The 17,754-nt window shown below is 64.4% G+C and carries 18 protein-coding genes; 5 read left to right on the forward strand and 13 right to left on the reverse strand.

Features of this window, described 5'->3' with window-relative positions; all coding sequences use genetic code 11:
- The first annotated feature begins 59 nt into the window (after positions 1-59).
- On the forward strand, positions 60-437 hold the full coding sequence (locus LI72_RS04605; RefSeq protein ID WP_033924668.1) for a winged helix-turn-helix transcriptional regulator: 378 nt from the start codon (positions 60-62) through the stop codon (positions 435-437).
- A gap of 18 nt (positions 438-455) precedes the next feature.
- On the opposite strand, the gene guaA is transcribed toward LI72_RS04605, so the two are convergent.
- The 3 genes from guaA to LI72_RS04620 all read right to left on the reverse strand — a co-directional run bounded on the left by guaA (position 456) and on the right by LI72_RS04620 (position 4,266).
- Complete coding sequence (gene guaA / locus LI72_RS04610; protein WP_033924669.1) at positions 456-2,021, reverse strand: glutamine-hydrolyzing GMP synthase; 1,566 nt, start codon at positions 2,019-2,021, stop codon at positions 456-458.
- A 32-nt stretch (positions 2,022-2,053) separates the two neighbouring features.
- The gene (locus LI72_RS04615; protein ID WP_033924670.1) at positions 2,054-3,613 is read right to left on the reverse strand and encodes a class I adenylate-forming enzyme family protein; all 1,560 of its coding nucleotides are present in this window, start codon (positions 3,611-3,613) and stop codon (positions 2,054-2,056) included.
- A 110-nt stretch (positions 3,614-3,723) separates the two neighbouring features.
- Complete coding sequence (locus tag LI72_RS04620; RefSeq protein ID WP_033924671.1) at positions 3,724-4,266, reverse strand: hypothetical protein; 543 nt, start codon at positions 4,264-4,266, stop codon at positions 3,724-3,726.
- A gap of 153 nt (positions 4,267-4,419) precedes the next feature.
- Here LI72_RS04620 and gyrB point away from each other — a divergent pair, with 153 nt between their 5' ends.
- The gene (gyrB, locus tag LI72_RS04625; RefSeq protein ID WP_033925294.1) at positions 4,420-6,933 is read left to right on the forward strand and encodes a DNA topoisomerase (ATP-hydrolyzing) subunit B; all 2,514 of its coding nucleotides are present in this window, start codon (positions 4,420-4,422) and stop codon (positions 6,931-6,933) included.
- Between the two features lie 13 nt (positions 6,934-6,946).
- On the forward strand, positions 6,947-7,414 hold the full coding sequence (locus tag LI72_RS04630; RefSeq protein WP_033924672.1) for an NUDIX domain-containing protein: 468 nt from the start codon (positions 6,947-6,949) through the stop codon (positions 7,412-7,414).
- On the opposite strand, the gene dinB is transcribed toward LI72_RS04630, so the two are convergent.
- On the reverse strand, positions 7,415-8,515 hold the full coding sequence (dinB, locus tag LI72_RS04635) for a DNA polymerase IV (RefSeq protein ID WP_033924673.1): 1,101 nt from the start codon (positions 8,513-8,515) through the stop codon (positions 7,415-7,417).
- 67 nt (positions 8,516-8,582) lie between these two features.
- On the opposite strand from dinB, the gene LI72_RS04640 reads away from it, so the two are divergent.
- A complete protein-coding gene (locus LI72_RS04640; protein WP_033925295.1) occupies positions 8,583-9,863 on the forward strand; it encodes a multidrug effflux MFS transporter in 1,281 nt (426 codons plus the stop codon).
- Between the two features lie 59 nt (positions 9,864-9,922).
- On the opposite strand, the gene LI72_RS04645 is transcribed toward LI72_RS04640, so the two are convergent.
- From LI72_RS04645 to hisB, 9 genes are all read right to left on the reverse strand, one after another.
- Positions 9,923-11,470, reverse strand: a complete 1,548-nt coding sequence (locus tag LI72_RS04645; protein ID WP_033924674.1) for an amino acid permease — start codon at positions 11,468-11,470, stop codon at positions 9,923-9,925.
- Between the two features lie 142 nt (positions 11,471-11,612).
- The gene (locus tag LI72_RS04650; protein ID WP_197051818.1) at positions 11,613-13,166 is read right to left on the reverse strand and encodes a pentapeptide repeat-containing protein; all 1,554 of its coding nucleotides are present in this window, start codon (positions 13,164-13,166) and stop codon (positions 11,613-11,615) included.
- 45 nt (positions 13,167-13,211) lie between these two features.
- Complete coding sequence (locus LI72_RS04655; protein ID WP_033924676.1) at positions 13,212-13,592, reverse strand: histidine triad nucleotide-binding protein; 381 nt, start codon at positions 13,590-13,592, stop codon at positions 13,212-13,214.
- A 6-nt stretch (positions 13,593-13,598) separates the two neighbouring features.
- Positions 13,599-13,922 (reverse strand): phosphoribosyl-ATP diphosphatase, encoded by a 324-nt coding sequence (locus LI72_RS04660; protein ID WP_033924677.1) that lies wholly within the window; start codon positions 13,920-13,922, stop codon positions 13,599-13,601.
- Positions 13,923-13,994: 72 nt separating this feature from the next.
- Positions 13,995-14,267: a hypothetical protein gene (locus tag LI72_RS04665; protein ID WP_197051821.1), complete on the reverse strand. Its 273-nt coding sequence runs from the start codon at positions 14,265-14,267 to the stop codon at positions 13,995-13,997.
- A 136-nt stretch (positions 14,268-14,403) separates the two neighbouring features.
- A complete protein-coding gene (hisF, locus tag LI72_RS04670) occupies positions 14,404-15,171 on the reverse strand; it encodes an imidazole glycerol phosphate synthase subunit HisF (RefSeq protein ID WP_033924679.1) in 768 nt (255 codons plus the stop codon).
- Positions 15,168-15,902 carry a 1-(5-phosphoribosyl)-5-[(5-phosphoribosylamino)methylideneamino]imidazole-4-carboxamide isomerase gene (gene hisA, locus LI72_RS04675; protein ID WP_033924680.1) on the reverse strand — a complete coding sequence of 245 codons (735 nt, stop codon included), beginning with the start codon at positions 15,900-15,902 and terminating at the stop codon, positions 15,168-15,170. The genes hisF and hisA overlap by 4 nt, the downstream gene beginning before the upstream one ends.
- Entirely contained in the window at positions 15,899-16,519 is a 621-nt protein-coding gene (gene hisH, locus LI72_RS04680) for an imidazole glycerol phosphate synthase subunit HisH (protein WP_033924681.1), read from the reverse strand. Before hisH ends, hisA begins: the two co-directional genes overlap by 4 nt.
- A complete protein-coding gene (hisB, locus tag LI72_RS04685) occupies positions 16,512-17,105 on the reverse strand; it encodes an imidazoleglycerol-phosphate dehydratase HisB (RefSeq protein ID WP_033924682.1) in 594 nt (197 codons plus the stop codon). Before hisB ends, hisH begins: the two co-directional genes overlap by 8 nt.
- Positions 17,106-17,225: 120 nt before the next feature.
- Between hisB and LI72_RS04690 the strand changes: the two genes are divergently transcribed.
- The gene (locus tag LI72_RS04690) at positions 17,226-17,699 is read left to right on the forward strand and encodes an SspB family protein (protein ID WP_033924683.1); all 474 of its coding nucleotides are present in this window, start codon (positions 17,226-17,228) and stop codon (positions 17,697-17,699) included.
- Positions 17,700-17,754 lie beyond the last annotated feature (55 nt).

A 17,754-nucleotide genomic window follows, 5' to 3' on the forward strand; every position in this document is an offset into this window, starting at 1 on the left:
GGCAGGTCAATGTTCTAGACGGCACCAATTGGGGACATAGTCACCTGGAGGTAACCACCATGAAGCCTGGATCAGCCGATGACGAATGGCGCGAAGACTGCGCTCCGCGCCGAGTTCTCGCGCTGTTTGCAACGAAATGGACGAGCATGATCCTGCATACGTTGCAGGCACGCCATGCCGGTGCAGCAAGGACGGGCGTGCTGTTGCGCAGCCTCCCGGGTATTTCCAAGAAAATGCTCACCCAGACGCTGCGCGAAATGGAAGCAAGCGGACTGATTTCGCGGCATGTTCAAGGAAGCATCCCGCCTGCGGTGGAATATCGTTTGACGCCGCTGGGCGACCGTTTTGTCGAACCCGTCGAACTTCTATACGCGTGGAGCCGGCAAAACGCCGACGCGCTCGATGCTCTGGTCGATCGCCCTTCGTCCCGTCGCTGAGCTTCCGCTCTCGGCGGGTCATTCCCACTCGATCGTGCCGGGCGGCTTCGACGTATAGTCGTAGACCACGCGGTTGATGCCCTTGACCTCGTTGATGATCCGCGTGGCCGTCCGCTGCAGGAAGCTCGAGTCGAACGGATAGATATCCGCCGTCATGCCATCGGTGCTGGTGACGGCCCGCAGCGCGCAGACATTGTCGTACGTCCGGCCATCGCCCATCACGCCGACGGTCTTGACCGGCAACAGCACGGCGAACGCCTGCCAGATCGCGTCGTACAGGCCGGCGTTTCGGATCTCGTCCAGATAGATCGCATCGGCCTTGCGCAGCACGTCGCAGCGCTCGCGCGTCACCTCGCCGGGGATACGGATCGCAAGGCCCGGCCCGGGGAACGGATGCCGGCCGACGAACACGTCGGGCAGGCCCAGTTCGCGGCCCAATGCGCGCACCTCGTCCTTGAACAGTTCGCGCAAGGGTTCGACGAGCTTCATGTTCATCCGCTCGGGCAGACCGCCGACATTGTGGTGGCTCTTGATCGTGACCGAAGGCCCGCCGGTGAAGGAGACGCTCTCGATGACATCGGGATACAGCGTGCCCTGCGCCAGGAATTCTGCCCCGCCGATCTTGCGTGCTTCGGATTCGAACACGTCGATGAACGTCTTGCCGATGAACTTGCGCTTGAGCTCGGGGTCGGTGACGCCGGCGAGCCCGCCCAGGAACAGGGCTTCGGCCTGCACATGCACCAGCGGGATGTTGTAGTGGCCCTTGAACAGGCTGACGACCTGATCGGCCTCGCCCATGCGCATCAGTCCGTGGTCGACGAACACGCAGGTCAGCTGGTCGCCGATCGCCTCATGGATCAGCACCGCCGCCACCGCACTGTCGACCCCGCCGGAAAGCCCGCAGATCACCCGCGAAGAGCCCACCTGGGCACGGATCTCGGCAATCTTGGCGGCCTTGAACTCGGCCATCGACCAGTCGCCGCGGCAACCGCAGACATGGCGCACGAAATTGGCGATCAGCTTGCCGCCATCGGGGGTGTGGACCACTTCGGGGTGGAACTGCATCGCATAGAAGCAGCGATCGTCATCGGCGATGACCGCGAAGGGCGCGCCGGGCGAAGACGCGACAGAGCGGAAGCCGGGGGCGAGCGCGGTGACCTTGTCGCCATGGCTCATCCAGACCTGATGCGCCTCGCCTTCCTTCCACAGGCCGTCGAACAGACGGCAGCGGTCGGTGATCTCGATGAACGCGCGGCCGAATTCGCCGCCCTTTTCGCCGCCGCCTTCGACCAGGCCGCCCAGTTGCTGGGTCATCGTCTGCTGGCCGTAGCAGATGCCCAGGATGGGGAGCCCCGAGTCGAGGATCGCCTGGGGGGCCCGCGGGCTGCCGTCTTCGGTCACCGACGCCGGGCCGCCGGACAGGATCACGCCCTTGGGCTTCATCCGGGCGAACGCGGCCTCGGCGCTGCTGAACGGCGCGATCTCGCTATACACCCCCGCCTCGCGCACCCGGCGCGCGATGAGCTGGGTCACCTGGCTGCCGAAATCGACAATCAGAACGGATTCGTCATGGGCTATGGTCATGGCCAGCGGATAGTTTGACCACGCGCGCGAGTCTAGCCTGCAGTCTCCACCAGCATCGCGCGGAGGTCGGTCTTGAGGATCTTGCCAATATGGCTGCGCGGGAGTTCGTCGATCGGGTGGAGCGCGGAGAGGCGCTGGGTCTTGCCGAGTTCAGCGTTGACGCTCGCCAGCAAGGCATCGAGGTCCAGCGCCTGGCCAGGAGCGGCGACAACGAAGCCGACCGGGGTCTCGCCCCAGCGTTCCGAGGGCATGCCCACCACTGCGGCGTCGGCAACGCCTGGCTGCAGCATCAGGACTTCCTCGAGGTCCTTGGGGTAGATATTGAACCCGCCCGAGATGATCATGTCCTTGGCGCGGCCAACGATCTGGACGAAGCCATCCTCGTCGACGATGCCGATGTCGCCCATCTTGAACCACAGATCGCCGTTGGCATCGCGCCATTCCATCTCGCGGGTCTTGTCGGGCTGGTTCTTGTAGCCGCTCATCATCGTCGGCGAGCGGCCCACAATCTCGCCCTTGGAGCCCGGGGGCAGCTCGTTGCCCTTCTCGTCCACGACCTTGAGTTCATGGCCCTTCACCGGCTGGCCGACGGTGTGCAGCTTGTCGGGGAAGTTGTGCGCCTGGAGCATGCAGACGACGCCGCCTTCGGTCATGCCGTAGATTTCGACCAGCCCGCCCGGAAAGCGCCTGAGCGCCTCGGCCTTCAATTCGGCGCTGAACGGTGCGCTGGTGCAGAACTTGATCTGCATCGACGACAGGTCATGCGCATCGAAATCCGGGTGAGAGAGCAGCCGCTGGTACTGCACCGGCACCAGCATGGTGTGCGTCGCGCGCATGTCCTGCGCCGCCTGCAGCCAGCCTGCCGCATCGAACCTGCCCATCAGCCTCGCCAGACCGCCGTGAACCATCGTTGGCAGAAACACTGCGAGCGTCGTGTTCGAGTAGAGCGGCGTCGAGAGGATCGCGCGGGCCTGCTCGCTGTAGATCGACTGGAAACCGGCCACCGACTGGCGCCAGCGCATGGCGTGCGAATGGACGATCCCCTTGGGCGTACCGGTCGTGCCGCTGGAATAGATGATGTTGAATGCGTCACCTGGCGCGGGCGGGGCGACATCGGGCACGGCGCCCTCGGCGGCCATCCAGCCTGAAATGTCGGGTGCATCGGCTGCGGGCGCATCCAACATCACATGCCTCGCCGTGCCCAGGTCGACGCCGCTGGCGATCAGCTCGGCGCGCTTTTCAGTGTCGATGAACAGATGGATCGCGCCAGAATCCGCGAGCATGTTGGCGAGCTGGCGCGGGGTGGCGCTGGTCGTGAGCGGCGCAGCGCAGCCACCGGCGCGGACCGCTCCCAGATAGGCGAGCGCATAAGCGACCGACGTCGTGCCAAGGATCGCGACCGCCTGGCCGCGTTGCAGCCCGTCGGCAATCAGCTGCGCCGCGATGCGATCGACGCGAGCGGAGAGCTCGCCCCAGTTGATCTGGCTATGCCCGTCATCCAGTGCGGGTGCGTCGGGGCGAGCCTTGCCCCAGGCCGCGACGATGCCCGGCCAGTTGCCGAATTCCTGTTCGAGCTCCGCCTTGATGTCCATCCTCGTCCTCTCGCTGCGGGCCTTGAGGCCCTGTTGTGCAAGCTGTTATGCAGCCAGGGTGCAGGAGAGGAAAGAGGGTATCGTAAACGTCAACCGCACCCGGATCAGAATCAGCGGGCGACGGCCGCGACAAAGGTGTTTTCCACCCATCCGCTGAGGCACGGACCGTCATAGGCGCGCTTCGATCGAACCGGAGCGGTGACCCCGCAATCGACGCCGGGCGCCTCGGCCACATCGACAGGATCGGCTGCGGCAGTGTCTGTGGGCGGCGTGCTGGGGGCGAGCGCGGGCGGTGCCAGCCCGTCTTCGGTCCCCACGACCACGCCGAGCCATTGCTGATCGAGGCTGCGCGTGCAGACGAACACATGCGCCCCTTCACTCAGGGTCCCGACCTGCTTTGCGGCATCGAACGGCGCATCGCGCACAGGCAGCGACCCGCCGCGCAGATTGCCGACGCGCCCGCGACCCTGGCAGGCGGCAAAGCGCGTGCCGCCCTCGCCGATTTTGACCGGCCTTGCAGTCGGGCTGGGCTCTTCACTCCGCACTCTCTCTTGCGCCAGTTCGCCGCCGGGCGCGCGCTTCTGCGTCGGCTCCGGATCGGCGCAACCGGACAGGGGGATCAGGGCAAGAAGGGGCAGTGCCAAAGCTTTCATGCCCCTAGCTATAGGTCTTCCACGCCGCCAGGCAAGCAGGCTGGCCATGCCATCGCGCTGGACCGCGCGCCGCTGCGTCAACCTCAGCGAAAATATGTGCAAAAGCGGCCAGATATGCTTGGGTTTCGTGCGTCGCGCGGCTATGGCAATTTCATGACAGAGACCAGCAAACCTTCGACCGAGAACAACCAGAACCCAGCCAATACCAACGCCTATGGCGCGGATTCGATCAAGGTGCTCAAGGGCCTTGATGCCGTGCGCAAGCGCCCGGGCATGTACATTGGCGATACCGACGATGGATCGGGCCTGCACCACATGGTGTTCGAGGTTTCCGACAATGCCATCGACGAGGCCCTGGCCGGTCATTGTGATCGCGTGCTGATCACGCTCAATCCTGACAATTCGGTGACGGTCGAAGACAATGGCCGCGGCATCCCGACCGGAATCCATGCCGAGGAAGGCATTTCGGCGGCCGAGGTCATCATGACCCAGCTGCATGCCGGCGGCAAGTTCGAGAACACCAACGAGGATAACGCCTACAAGGTGTCGGGCGGCCTGCACGGCGTCGGCGTCAGCGTCGTCAACGCACTGTCCGAATGGCTCGAGCTGCGCATCTGGCGCGACGGGCAGGAAAACTGGATGCGCTTCCGCCATGGCGATGCCGAAGCCCCGCTCAAGGTGCTGGGCCCCTCGCCCGAAGGCAAGAAGGGCACGCAGGTCACCTTCCTGTTCTCGCAGGACACGTTCAAGAACGTCACCGAATATGATTTCGAGAAGCTGGAGCACCGCTATCGCGAGCTTGCGTTCCTGAACTCGGGCGTGCGCATTATTCTGCGCGACGAGCGTCATGCCGAGGCCAAGGAGCACGACCTGTATTACGAAGGTGGCATCGCCGCGTTCGTGAAATGGCTCGATCGCAACAAGCAGCCGCTGATGCCCGATCCCATCGCCATCTCCGGCTCGCGCGACGAGGTCACCATCGACGTCGCGCTGGAGTGGAACGACAGCTATTATGAAAATGTGCTGTGCTTCACCAACAACATCCCGCAGCGCGATGGCGGCACGCACCTTGCCGCGTTCCGCGCGGCGCTGACCCGCACGCTCAACAACTATGCCGAAAAGTCTGGGCTGCTGAAAAAGGAAAAGGTCTCGCTGACCGGCGATGACATGCGCGAGGGCCTGACCGCGATCGTTTCGGTCAAGCTGCCCGATCCCAAGTTCAGTTCGCAGACCAAGGACAAGCTGGTCAGCTCCGAAGTGCGCCAGCCGCTGGAAAGCCTGATGGCCGACAAGATGGCCGAGTGGCTCGAGGAAAACCCTGCGCACGCCAAGTCGATCGTTGCCAAGATCATCGATGCTGCCGCCGCGCGCGAAGCCGCCAAGAAGGCGCGCGAGCTCACCCGGCGCAAGGGTGCGATGGACATTGCCTCGCTGCCCGGCAAGCTTGCCGACTGCCAGGAGCGAGATCCCGCCAAGTCCGAACTGTTCCTGGTCGAGGGTGACTCGGCAGGTGGATCGGCCAAGCAGGGCCGCGACCGGCATTATCAGGCGATCCTGCCGCTCAAGGGCAAGATCCTTAACGTCGAGCGCGCGCGCTTCGACCGGATCATCTCGTCGAAGGAAGTGGGCACGCTGATCCAGGCGATGGGCACGGGCATTCGCGACGATTTCAACATCGAGAAGCTGCGCTATCACAAGATCGTGATCATGACCGACGCTGACGTCGACGGCGCGCATATCCGCACGCTCCTGCTCACCTTCTTCCACCGCCAGATGCCCGAGATCATCCGGGGTGGCTATCTCTACATCGCCCAGCCGCCGCTCTACAAGGTCGCCAAGGGCAAGAGCGAGGTCTACCTCAAGGACAATGACGCGCTCGACCAGTATCTGGTCGATGCAGGCCTCAACGGCCGGGTTTTCGAGACCGTGAGCGGCGCGCGCAGCGGCGAGGATCTTCGCACCCTCGTCGAACACGCCCGCCGCATGAAGAGCCTGATGACCTATGTGCCGCGCCGCTATGATCCGCTGATCATCGAGGGCCTGGCGCTGGCAGGCGCTCTTGCCCCCGACATGCCCGCTGCCGATCGCCAGGCGGCGGTCGACGCCGCCACCGCCTGGATGGGCGGCGCCGACCCCGAAGCGCGCTGGCAGGGTTCGCTGTCCGAGGAAGGCGGCTATCACCTCCAGCGCTTCTGGCGCGGGGTGACCGATCACCATGTCGTCGACCTGGCCTTCCTTAACAGCGCCGAGGCCCGCAAGCTCCACCGCCTAGCGGGCGAGTTCGCCGAAGTGTATCTGAACCCCAGCCGCCTGGTGAAGGCTGCATCCGCCGCCAGTACCGTCGCAGAAGAGGGCGCGGACGAGCCAGAGGACGTCGCCGTGACCGCCGGACTGGTCGTCAACCGGCCATCGGTGCTGATCGAGGCGATCCTGGCAGCAGGCCGCAAGGGACTTTCGGTGCAGCGCTACAAGGGTCTGGGAGAAATGAACGCGGAGCAGCTGTGGGAAACCACGCTTGATCCCAATCACCGGTCGCTGCTGCAGGTGAAGGTCGATGATGCGGATATCACCGACGAAGTGTTCACCCAGCTGATGGGCGATATCGTCGAACCGCGCCGCGACTTCATCCAGGAAAATGCGCTGAACGTCGCCAATCTCGACGTCTGATGGCGATCGCGGTGTGACGCCGGTCCAGCTGGCTCTGGTCGTCGCGCACCGCCTGCGGCTGGTGTGGCGCCGGACGCTGAAGCAGCGCACACGCGGGGTCAAGGCGGTGGTCCTGCGCGGCGATGCGGTGCTGCTGATCCGGCACAGCTATCACGCCAGCGATCGCTACATGCTGCCCGGCGGCGGCAGGGACTGGGGCGAGACCGCGATCGAGGCGGGCATCCGCGAAGTCCTGGAAGAAGCCGGATGCCGCATCACCGATGTCCGCGAGCATGGCTGCTTTGTCTCGCATGCCGATGGCTGGCCCAACGAGATCACGCTGATCGTCGGCCAGACCACCGACGATCCTTGTGCGGATGGCCGGGAACTGCTCGATGCGCGCTTCTTTCCGCTCGATGCGCTGCCTTCAACGCTGACCGATGCGTCGCGTCGCAGGATCCTCGAAGTGCGCGACGGCCTGCCCCCTGCCGCCGACTGGTAGTCAACCGAATGGCAGCTCGGGCTGGCGTTCGTCGAACATCACCGGTTCGCCTGCCTGCGACAGTCCCGACAGCGTCAGCCCGAGCAGACGGATGCCATTGTGCAACGGCAGAATCTGGTCGACCAGAGCCTGGCCGATCTGGCCGAACTCCGACCGGCTCGCCACCGGCTGGCCCAGCGAACGCGCCCGCGTGATCGTGTGAAAATCGGAAAAGCGCGCCTTCAGCGTGACGGTCCGCCCCTGGGCTTCGGCACGTTCGACGCGTTCCCAGACGATATCGGCCACGCTCTCCAGCGCAGCGCGCAATCCGTCCTCGGTCCAGATGTCTTCGCCATAGGTCCGCTCCCCGCCGATCGACTTGCGGATGCGGTCGGGTCGTACCGGGCGGTTGTCGATACCGTGCGCGGCGCCATACAGATAACTGCCCCAGCTGCCGAAATTCTGGAGCAGCCATTGCTCCGACCTGGCGGCCAGATCCGCGCCCGTGGCGATGCCCAGCGCCGCCATCTTTTCGGCCGTGCGTGGCCCGATGCCGTGGAAGCGCTTGACCGGCAGGGCCGCGACGAAGGCAGGCCCCTGCTCCGGACGAATGACGCACAGGCCATCGGGCTTGTTCTGGTCGCTGGCGAGCTTGGCGATGAACTTGTTGTAGGACACCCCGGCGCTGGCCGTCAGCCCGGTTTCGCGCCGGATGTCATCGCGGATCATCTGCGCGATCGTGGTCGCAGAGGCGATATTGCGGCGATTGACCGTCACATCGAGATAGGCCTCGTCGAGCGAGAGCGGCTCGATCAGATCGGTATGCTGCGCAAAAATGTCGCGAATCTGTCGGGAAACCGATTGATAGACATCGAAGCGCGGTTTGACGAAAATAAGGTCGGGGCAGCGTCGTTGCGCGGTGACCGACGGCATCGCCGACCGAACGCCAAAGGCGCGCGCCTCATAACTGGCCGCGGCCACGACGCCGCGCCGCGATGACCCGCCGACCGCAACCGGAAGGCCGCGCAGCGCGGGATTGTCGCGCTGCTCGACGCTCGCAAAAAAGGCGTCCATGTCGATATGGATGATCTTGCGCGGCGCGGGATCGACAGGGTCAGCCATGGGCCGGATGAAAATAGAAGTGCCGCGTGCGGTTGGCAATCAGGTCTCCAGCGCCCATTATGATGCAATGCACAATGAAACGACCGTGAAGCCCGCCCGCGTTGCCGAAACGACCGACCCTGCTCCAGGCTTCCCGCTGGGCACGCGCGAGCTGGTAGCGATGATGGCCGCGCTGATGGCGCTGAATGCGCTCGCGATCGATGCAATCCTTCCCGCATTCCCCGCACTCGGCGCAGCGTTCGATGTCGCCAGCCCCAACGACCGCCAATTTGTCATCAGCAGCTATTTGATGGGCATGGGGTTGGGATCGCTGTTCTATGGCCCGATCGGCGACCGTTATGGACGCAAGCCCGTGCTGCTGGGGTCGGTAACGTTCTACGTCATCTTCGGGCTGTCGAGCGCATTTTCACCCGATTTCGATACCCTGCTGATGCTGCGCTTCGCGCAAGGCTTTGCCGCAGCGGCGATGGGCGTGCTGGTGATTTCGGTGATCCGCGACATCTTCTCCGGCGATCGCATGGCCAGTTTCATGTCGATCATTTTCATCGTCTTCATGGCGGTGCCCGTCATCGCGCCGACGGTCGGACAGCTGATCCTGTATTTCGCCCAATGGCAGTTCATCTTCATCCTGCTCGCGGTAATGGGCAGCGCGGTCGGCATCTGGGTCTGGCTGCGCCTGCCCGAAACGCTGCGCCCCGAGAACGTCATTCCGATCCGGCTCGATTCGATCGGCAGCACCTGGTTCAAGGTGGTGTTCAACCGCACCGGCTTTGGCCATGTCGCCGCCGGTGGCTTGCTGATGGGCGCGATGTTCGGCTTCCTCAACAGCTCGCAGCAGATCTTTTCCGAAGTGTTCGGAGCGCCTGACCTGTTCCCTTATGCGTTTGCCGCCGTGGCAGGCGCGATGGCGGTGTCCAACTGGTTCAACAGCCGGATCGTCGAGCGCTTCGGCGCGCGCCGGGTGTCGCAGTCCGCGTTGCTCGCGTTCCTCGTGCTGTCGGGCCTTCAGATTGGTGCCGCACTGATGCCGGGCGAACCGATGGCGCTGTTCCTGGTCATCGTCGCGCTCAACATGGCGATGGTCGGCTTCATCGGTGCGAATTTCGGGTCGATCGCAATGGAGCCGTTCGGCGCGATGGCAGGCGCGGCCTCGTCGTTCCAGATGGCGTTTCGGACCGTTCTGGGCGCCGGGATCGGCGCGGTCGTCGGCCAGGCGTTCGATGGCACCACGCTGCCGATGGCGATCGGATTTCTGACCTGCGGTGTGCTCGCCCTGCTGGTGATCTTCTGGGCGGAAAAGGGCCAGCTCTTCCGCCGCCCCGGGACCTGCCCCAAGTCTCCGATGTAAGGGTTTTCCTGCACCCAAAAAAAAACCCCGGCGGTTCGCGCCGGGGTTCTTCTGTTCGATCAATGGGGCAGAACGCCCGGTTCGTCGTCGACCACTTCGACGATGCCCTTGCCCAGATGGCTCGATTTGTAGCCGTAGAGGTAATAAACCACCAGACCGATCGCCGCCCATGCGGGTAGCACGATCATCGCCTCGAACGGCAGATTGAGGAACAGGAAGATGCATCCTGCGATCGTGGCAGGCCCGACCAGCCACAGAGCCGGCGTCCGGAACAGACGCTCGCGATCGGGATCGGTCTTGCGCAGCATCATCACCGCGATCGCCACCATCATGAACGCATAGAGCGTTCCGGCATTGGCGATATCGGCCAGCTGACCGACGGGCAGGAACGCCGCCGCAAAAGCCACGATGCCGCCGGTGATCGCCGTCACCACATAGGGCGTCTTCCACTTGGGGTGGATCTTCGACAGGCTCTCGGGCAGCAGGCCATCACGCGCCATCACGAAGAAGATGCGGGTCTGGCCGAACAGCAGGATAAGGATCACCGAAGGCAGCGCAACGAATGCTGCGATACCCAGCATGTTGCCGACGCCGCTGAAGCCGATCTCGCGCAGCACATGCGCCAGAGCTTCGTTCGAGCAGACCAGCATGTCGGCATATTGCGGCAGCGCGCACTGGCGGGCGAGCTCTTCCGATCCCGCCGGGAACGGAACGCCGCCCGGGCCCATGATCGGCTGGCCACCGATGGTGCCAACGGCGCCCGCAGCCACCAGAATGTAGAACACGGTGCAGATACCCAGGCTGCCGATCAGGCCGATCGGCACGTTGCGCTGCGGATTCTTGGTTTCCTCGGCGGCGGTCGAGACGGCATCGAAGCCGACATAGGCAAAGAAGATGGTCGCCGCAGCACCGACTGCGCCGACGCCCGATCCGAAGCCACCGAACACGCCTGCGGGCAGGAACGGATTGAAGTTCGACATCTCGGCCTGCGGCAGCGTCAGGATGATGAAGGCGGTCAGCGCGGTCACCTTGATCGCCACCAGCACGGCATTGACCTTGGCCGATTCACTGGTGCCGATCATCAGCAGCCAGGTCACCAGCAGGGCGATGATCACTGCAGGCAGGTTGATCACGCCGCCCGGTGCACCGCCGAGGGCCAGCGGCCCCGCGGTAAGATAGGCGGGGAGCGATATCCCGAAAAACTCGTTCAATATCGTGCCTGTGAAATAGCCGGACCACCCGACCGACACCGCGCTCGCCGCTACCGCATATTCCAGCACCAGCGCCCAGCCGACCGTCCAGGCGAGCAATTCGCCCATCACCGAATAGGTATAGGTGTAAGCCGACCCCGCAACGGGGATCATCGCGGCGATTTCAGCATAGCAAAGCGCGGCAACGATGCAGATCAGCCCTGCAATCGCGAAGGCGAGCATCAGGCCGGGTCCGGCCTTCTGGGCGCCTGCCGAGGTCAGCACGAAGATACCGGTGCCGATCACGCAGCCAATGCCGAAAAGGGTCAGCTGAAACCAACCCAGGGTCGGATGCAGCGATTTCTTCTTTGCCGTCGCCAGAATGGCGTCGAGCGATTTGACACGCGCAAATTTCATGATGTGTACGATTTCCCACCCTTGGCGGGCCTATAGCCAGCCGGTTGCGTCCCGGGGGTGTGCCCCCTGTGGGGCACAGGATTAGCGCCTTTTCACGCGCTGGCAACCGGCTTGTCACCGTCCTGTCGCATCCCGGGCCGCCTCACGGCTCCATTCCGGCGCGGTTGGCATAGGATTCGACGATGGCATCGGGAAGCGCGATGCGGCGCATCGGACCGAAGGCAGCGCGCGCACCGCAGCTGACGTAATCGGCGCTCGCTTCTGCCTCGTCGCCGCTCGGCCTGCCACTGGCAAACACCGTCAGCCAGTCGCCGCGCATCTGGAAGATGCTGACACGCCCCTGGGTGGTCGGATCGCGCAGGCCGTACCAGCCCGTCGCCGGGTCGAGCCGAAGCCCGGAGGCCCCAAGGCTGCAGGTATGGGCGTTCGCGCCGATGGATTCGCCGCTGGCCGCATAGCTGCCATCGGCTGCCCGGGCGACATGCACATATCCGAGGGAGGCCTTTGCCAGCAGTGGCGCAATCCTTGCGAACAGGCCGCTCGCGCGGATGGCATCGCTCAGCGGCAGCTCGTCATCGATGAACAGCGCTCCCCTGCCCGGTGCCAGCCAGTCGCGCTCTCCTTGCATCCCCAAGAGCTTCGACTGACGCTCGGCATAGACCGTGCGCAAGCAGTCCGAGGGATATTCCTTCGTCATGCAGCCATCGCGCGTCTTGAGCCATTGTCGCTGATCGGCGACGATCGCGGGGCGTGCCTTGCGCAGTTCGGCAAACAGCGCGCCGAGCTCGCGATCGGCTTGCGCGAGGTCGCCGGCATCCGGATGGCAGACCGCCTTCTCCGCAGCGCTGGCGGCCTTGGCGCAATCGAACGATGGCCCCGTCGCCCGGCTGGCCATGATGGCAGCATCGTCAATGAGCGCCTGCGCTTCGGCCGCGCTCAGCTCGATCCGGCTGTCGCCACCCACCAGCACCAGCGGATGCACGATCATCCTTCCCTTCAGGCTGGCAAGCTGGCCGGGTGACAGCTCGGTGCGATCGAGAATGGCCCCTTCCAGATCGAAAGCGTCCAGCCCGTAACGGCGGAAGCTGCTCAGCGCCGCGCCGCTGAAATTCGTTCCGCGCGCCAGGACGGGCCGCGCGTCTCCCTGTAGCGGGCAGCCATCCGACAGCGTGATCCCGCACGAAAATGCGAATTCGGTCAGGTTCGCGCCATCGAGGTTCCACCCGTCGATGCTTCCGTCAAACCATCCACCTTCGAGCATCCCGCCGCTGAAATCGGCCTTGTCCGCCTTGACGTTGGTCAGGATGGCATCGCGAAACAGCACCCCGGGCGCGCGCATGCCCGACAGCGACGCTTCGGACAGATCCGTCTTGAAAAAGCCGATTCCCGGCGCGTTCGCTCCGTTCCAGACGCTGCCCTTGAGGGTGCTCTCGACAAAGCAGGTAGCGCCAAGCGTGACGCGGCGGAAATCCCATTCGGAAAAATCCCCGCCTTGGACGATCGCGCCCGTGCCAACCATCTGGGCGAGCTGCGCGGGGCTGGTCACCGTGGTGCCGTCGATGGTCCTGACATCGTCCGCCGCGGGACGTTCGCCCCAAAGGTCACCCAGCATCGCCTCGCAAGGAACAGGCGGCCGCGCGAGCGCAGGCGAGCATGACAGGATCGCCACAACACCGAGCACCAACCCACGCAGCATGGCCATTCTCCCTCGCTTTGGCCTCCATCCATCGACGGGCCGGATTCAGCCCTGCATCAGCATCGGCCCCAACGGCCGCCCGGCGAACAGATGGACGTGGAGGTGCGGAACCTCCTGATGCGCATCGAGGCCGATGTTGGCGAGCAGCCGATAGCCTGGAGCGACGAGACCAAGCTTGCGGGCCACCTCGCCGACACCGCGCACGAAGGCCGCGATCTGCTCGTCGGTGCCGCGCGCCGAAAAGTCGTCCCAGCTGACGAACGGCGCCTTGGGAATCACCAGCACATGGGTGGGAGCCTGCGGATTGATATCGTGGAACGCCAGCACGTGATCATCCTCATGCACCTTGTTGCAAGGGATCTCGCCGCGCAGGATCTTGGCGAAGATGTTCTGGTCGTCATACGGCAAAGTCGGGTCAATCGGCATGATCGGTCATTCCTTGGGTCGCGACAGTTTTTCGGCAATGCCCGACGTCCCTTCGCGGGCATCGAGCTCGGCAAGCACCTGATCCCAGCTGAGCCCCATATCGGCCAGCAGGACGAGCAGATGGAACAGCAGGTCGGCGCTTTCGCTGACCACGCCCTTGGCGTCGCCCTGGATCGCGGCGATCACGGTTTCGACCGCTTCCTCGCCGATCTTCTGGGCGATGCGCGGACGGCCGCGGGCGCTGAGCCTGGCGACATAGCTGCTATCGGGCGACGCACCGCGCCGCTCCGCAATGACGGCCTCGAGCCGCTGGATGATGGGGTCTGCCATGGACAAGGCTGTGCGCGCAGGCCGCGCCTGCGTCAAGACACCGCCGTCATATGCGGTGTGCCGGGGCCGGCACTATTCGGGCGGATCGCTGCGCTTGCGGGTCGATGCCCAGCGGCCGATCAGCAGCCCGGCGATACCCATAAACAGAAGGCCCAGATTGCCGGGCTCGGCGATCTCGATCCACTCGCGAATACCTTCGGCGCGGGTCAGCCCGTCCAGCGTGACGCGAGTCAGCGCATTGGCATGGGCAGACGTCGAAAGGCCCAGCCACGTCACCAGCACCAGTGCATGCCGCACGGTCATCAACACCTTGATCAGGCCGGGTTTCATTTCGAGACACTTCATGCGCAATGGTTAAGCAAGGGGTTTGCCAAACTGACCAACACCGCACGAATGCGGCGCTTCAATGGTTAACGGCCCTGCCCTGCTGACAACATTTGTCAAGCTATCCGACAATCGGACTGCCGCAAGTCATGTAAAATCAGTGTGATCGCGCAGGCAACCCGGCAGCGGCAAGCGCGCGGTGCGCATCGGCGATGCTGGCCTCGCCGAAATGGAAGATCGAGGCTGCCAGCACGGCGCTGGCATGACCCTGCGTCACGCCTTCGACCAGATGCCCGATATGACCGACCCCGCCGCTGGCGACCACCGGGATATCGACCTGATCGGCAATGGTGCGGATCAGCTCCAGATCATAGCCATCGCGCGTGCCGTCGCGATCCATCGACGTCACCAGCAGTTCGCCTGCGCCCAGCCTGGTCAGGTTGAGTGCGTGCTCGATCGCATCGATCCCGGTGGCCTTGCGTCCGCCATGGGTGAAGATTTCCCAGCCTTCGCCATCAGCGCGCCTGCGCGCATCGATCGATGCGACCACGCACTGGCTGCCGAAGCGCTCGGCGATGTCGCCCACTACCTCTGGCCGCGCAACGGCGGCGCTGTTGATCGCAACCTTGTCGGCCCCTGCCAGCAGCAATGCGCGCGCGTCCTCGGCGCTGCGGACGCCGCCCCCGACGGTGACCGGCATGAAGCACACTTCAGCAGTCCGGCGAACCACATCAATGATCGTTCCGCGCGCCTCGTGGCTCGCCGAGATATCGAGAAAGCACAGTTCATCCGCGCCCGCCGCATCATAGGCGCGGGCCTGTTCGACCGGATCGCCCGCATCGCGCAAGTCGACGAAGTTCACGCCCTTGACCACGCGGCCATTGGCGACATCGAGACAGGGAATGACGCGGACGCGGACGCTCATCCGCGCGAAGCCATGGCAATCGCGGTGGCCAGGTCGAGCCGTCCGTCATACAGCGCGCGGCCCGTGATCACGCCCTCGATACCGTCATCGGCATGCAGGCTGAGCAGGTGAATGTCGTCGAGACCCTTCACGCCGCCGCTCGCGATCACCGGAATGTCGGTGGTCCGGGCCAAAGCCACGGTCGCGTCGACATTGCAGCCCTTGAGCAGGCCGTCGCGTCCGACATCGGTGAACAGCAGGCTGGCGACACCAGCGTCCTCGAATCGGCGCGCCATGTCGGCGACCGGCACGTCGGAGACATCGGCCCAGCCATGGGTCGCGACCATGCCATCGCGCGCATCCACCGCGACAACGATGCCGCCTTCAAAGGCCTTGGCCATGTCGCGCACGAATTCGGGGTCGGTCAGCGCAGCGGTGCCGATGACCACGCGGGCAACGCCCAGATCGAACCAGCCTTCGACCGCTGCGCGGGTGCGGATTCCGCCGCCCAGCTGCAGATAGCCCGGGAAGCTCTGGATGATCGATTCGACCGCGGTGCGGTTGACAGCCTCGCCGGCAAACGCGCCATCGAGGTCGACAACATGCAGATGCTGCGCGCCGGCTTCGGCAAACAGCACCGCCTGCGCTGCCGGGTCGTCACCATAGACGGTGGCGCGGTCCATGTCGCCTTCGGCCAGGCGGACGACCTGGCCACCCTTGAGGTCGATCGCAGGGAAGACAATGATGCTCATGAAACGGTCCAGTCGAGGAAGCGGCGGAGCAGGCCGAGCCCATAGGCCTGGCTCTTTTCCGGGTGGAACTGCACGCCCAGGATATTGCCGCGCGAAACGGCAGCGGTGACGGGCGCGCCATGATCGGTCACGGCAGCGACATCGGCAGCATCGGCGGCCACGAAATGATAGCTGTGCAGGAAATACGCCTCGCCTGCCTCGATCAAAGGTGCGCCGACGGTCGGTACGACATCGTTCCAGCCCATATGCGGTATCTTGATCGCAGGCGCCGGATCCATCGCACCCACCTCGCCGGCGATCCAGCCAAGACCCCGATGCGTACCGTGCTCAAGCCCGCGCTCGGCGAGCAGTTGCATGCCGACGCAGATGCCCAGGAACGGCACCTTGTCGCCCAGCACGCGCGCCTCCAGCGCATCGATCATGCCCGGAATTGCGCTCAGCCCGCCCATGCAGGCAGCAAAGGCACCGACGCCGGGCAGAACGATGCGATCTGCGGCACGGACGACTGCCGGGTCATCGGTCACGGCAATGTCGCCCGCACCGGCGGCCTTCAATGCATTGTGGACGCTGTGAAGATTGCCTGCGCCATAATCGATCAGCGCGGTCCGCTCAGCCACCCAGCACACCCTTGGTCGACGGAATGGCGCCCTGCTTGCGCGGGTCGATCTCGACGGCCAGCCGCATCGCACGGGCAAAGCCCTTGTAGATGCTCTCGCAGATATGGTGGTTGTTGGCGCCGTAGAGCAGTTCGATGTGCAGCGTCAGCCCGGCGGTCTGCGCGATCGAATGGAACCAGTGCTCGAACAGTTCGGTATCCATCTCGCCCAACCGTGGCTGGCTGAAGGCAGCCTTCCACACCAGATAGGGCCGCCCCGAAATATCGACAGCCACGCGGCTCAGGGTCTCGTCCATCGGCGAATAGGCATGGCCGTAGCGGACGATACCGCCCTTGTCGCCCAGCGCCTGGACGATCGCCTGGCCAATGGCGAGCGCGCAATCCTCGGTCGTGTGGTGCTGGTCGACATGGAGGTCGCCCTTGATCCGGCAGGTCAGATCGATCAGCGAATGGCGCGAGAACTGCTCGACCATGTGATCGAGAAATCCGATGCCGGTCGAGACATCGAATTGCCCCGTTCCATCGAGATTCACCTCGACGAAAATGTCGGTTTCATGGGTCTTGCGTTCTATCCGGGCGGTGCGCATGATGCGCCCTATAATCACCTTGCCACGGCGCGCAACATTTTTGCCGCCGGGATGCGAGGCGGGCAGTTGCGTGGCATTAGCGCCTTGACCCTGCGCGTTTGACAGTCCAACAAAATAGACATGAGCGACGATGCACCCGACAGCCTGATTCCCTACGACGAGATCGTCCAGGAAGCCTTGCGCGCGGTCGTCGGCCGTGTGCTCGGCGAAGTCGAGACCAACGGCCTGCCCGGCAGCCACCATTTCTACATTACCTTCAAGACCCGTTCGCCCGGCGTGGATATTCCGCGTCATCTGGTGGAACGCTTTCCCGACGAGATGACCATCGTGCTTCAGCAGAAGTTCTGGGATCTCAAGGTCGAGAAAACCGGTTTTTCGGTGGGGCTGAGCTTCAACCGCGTTCCGGCGCACCTGTTCATTCCGTTCAGCGCGATCACCGCATTTGTCGACCCGGCGGTCGATTTCGGCCTGCAGTTCCAGGTGGCGGGTGATACGCCTCCTCCCGAGCCGCATGAGGCAGCAGAAAATGACCACCCCGGCGGCGATGGCGACGGTTCCAACGTGGTGAGCGTGGACTTCGGCAAGCGCAAGTAACGCTTATCGCGCCGCCCCTGACGGACGATTGCCAGTGACCGATGATTCAAGCCGC

Origin of the sequence: Sphingomonas sp. 35-24ZXX, assembly GCF_000786215.1 — a bacterium.
In the GTDB taxonomy this organism is placed as follows: domain Bacteria; phylum Pseudomonadota; class Alphaproteobacteria; order Sphingomonadales; family Sphingomonadaceae; genus Blastomonas.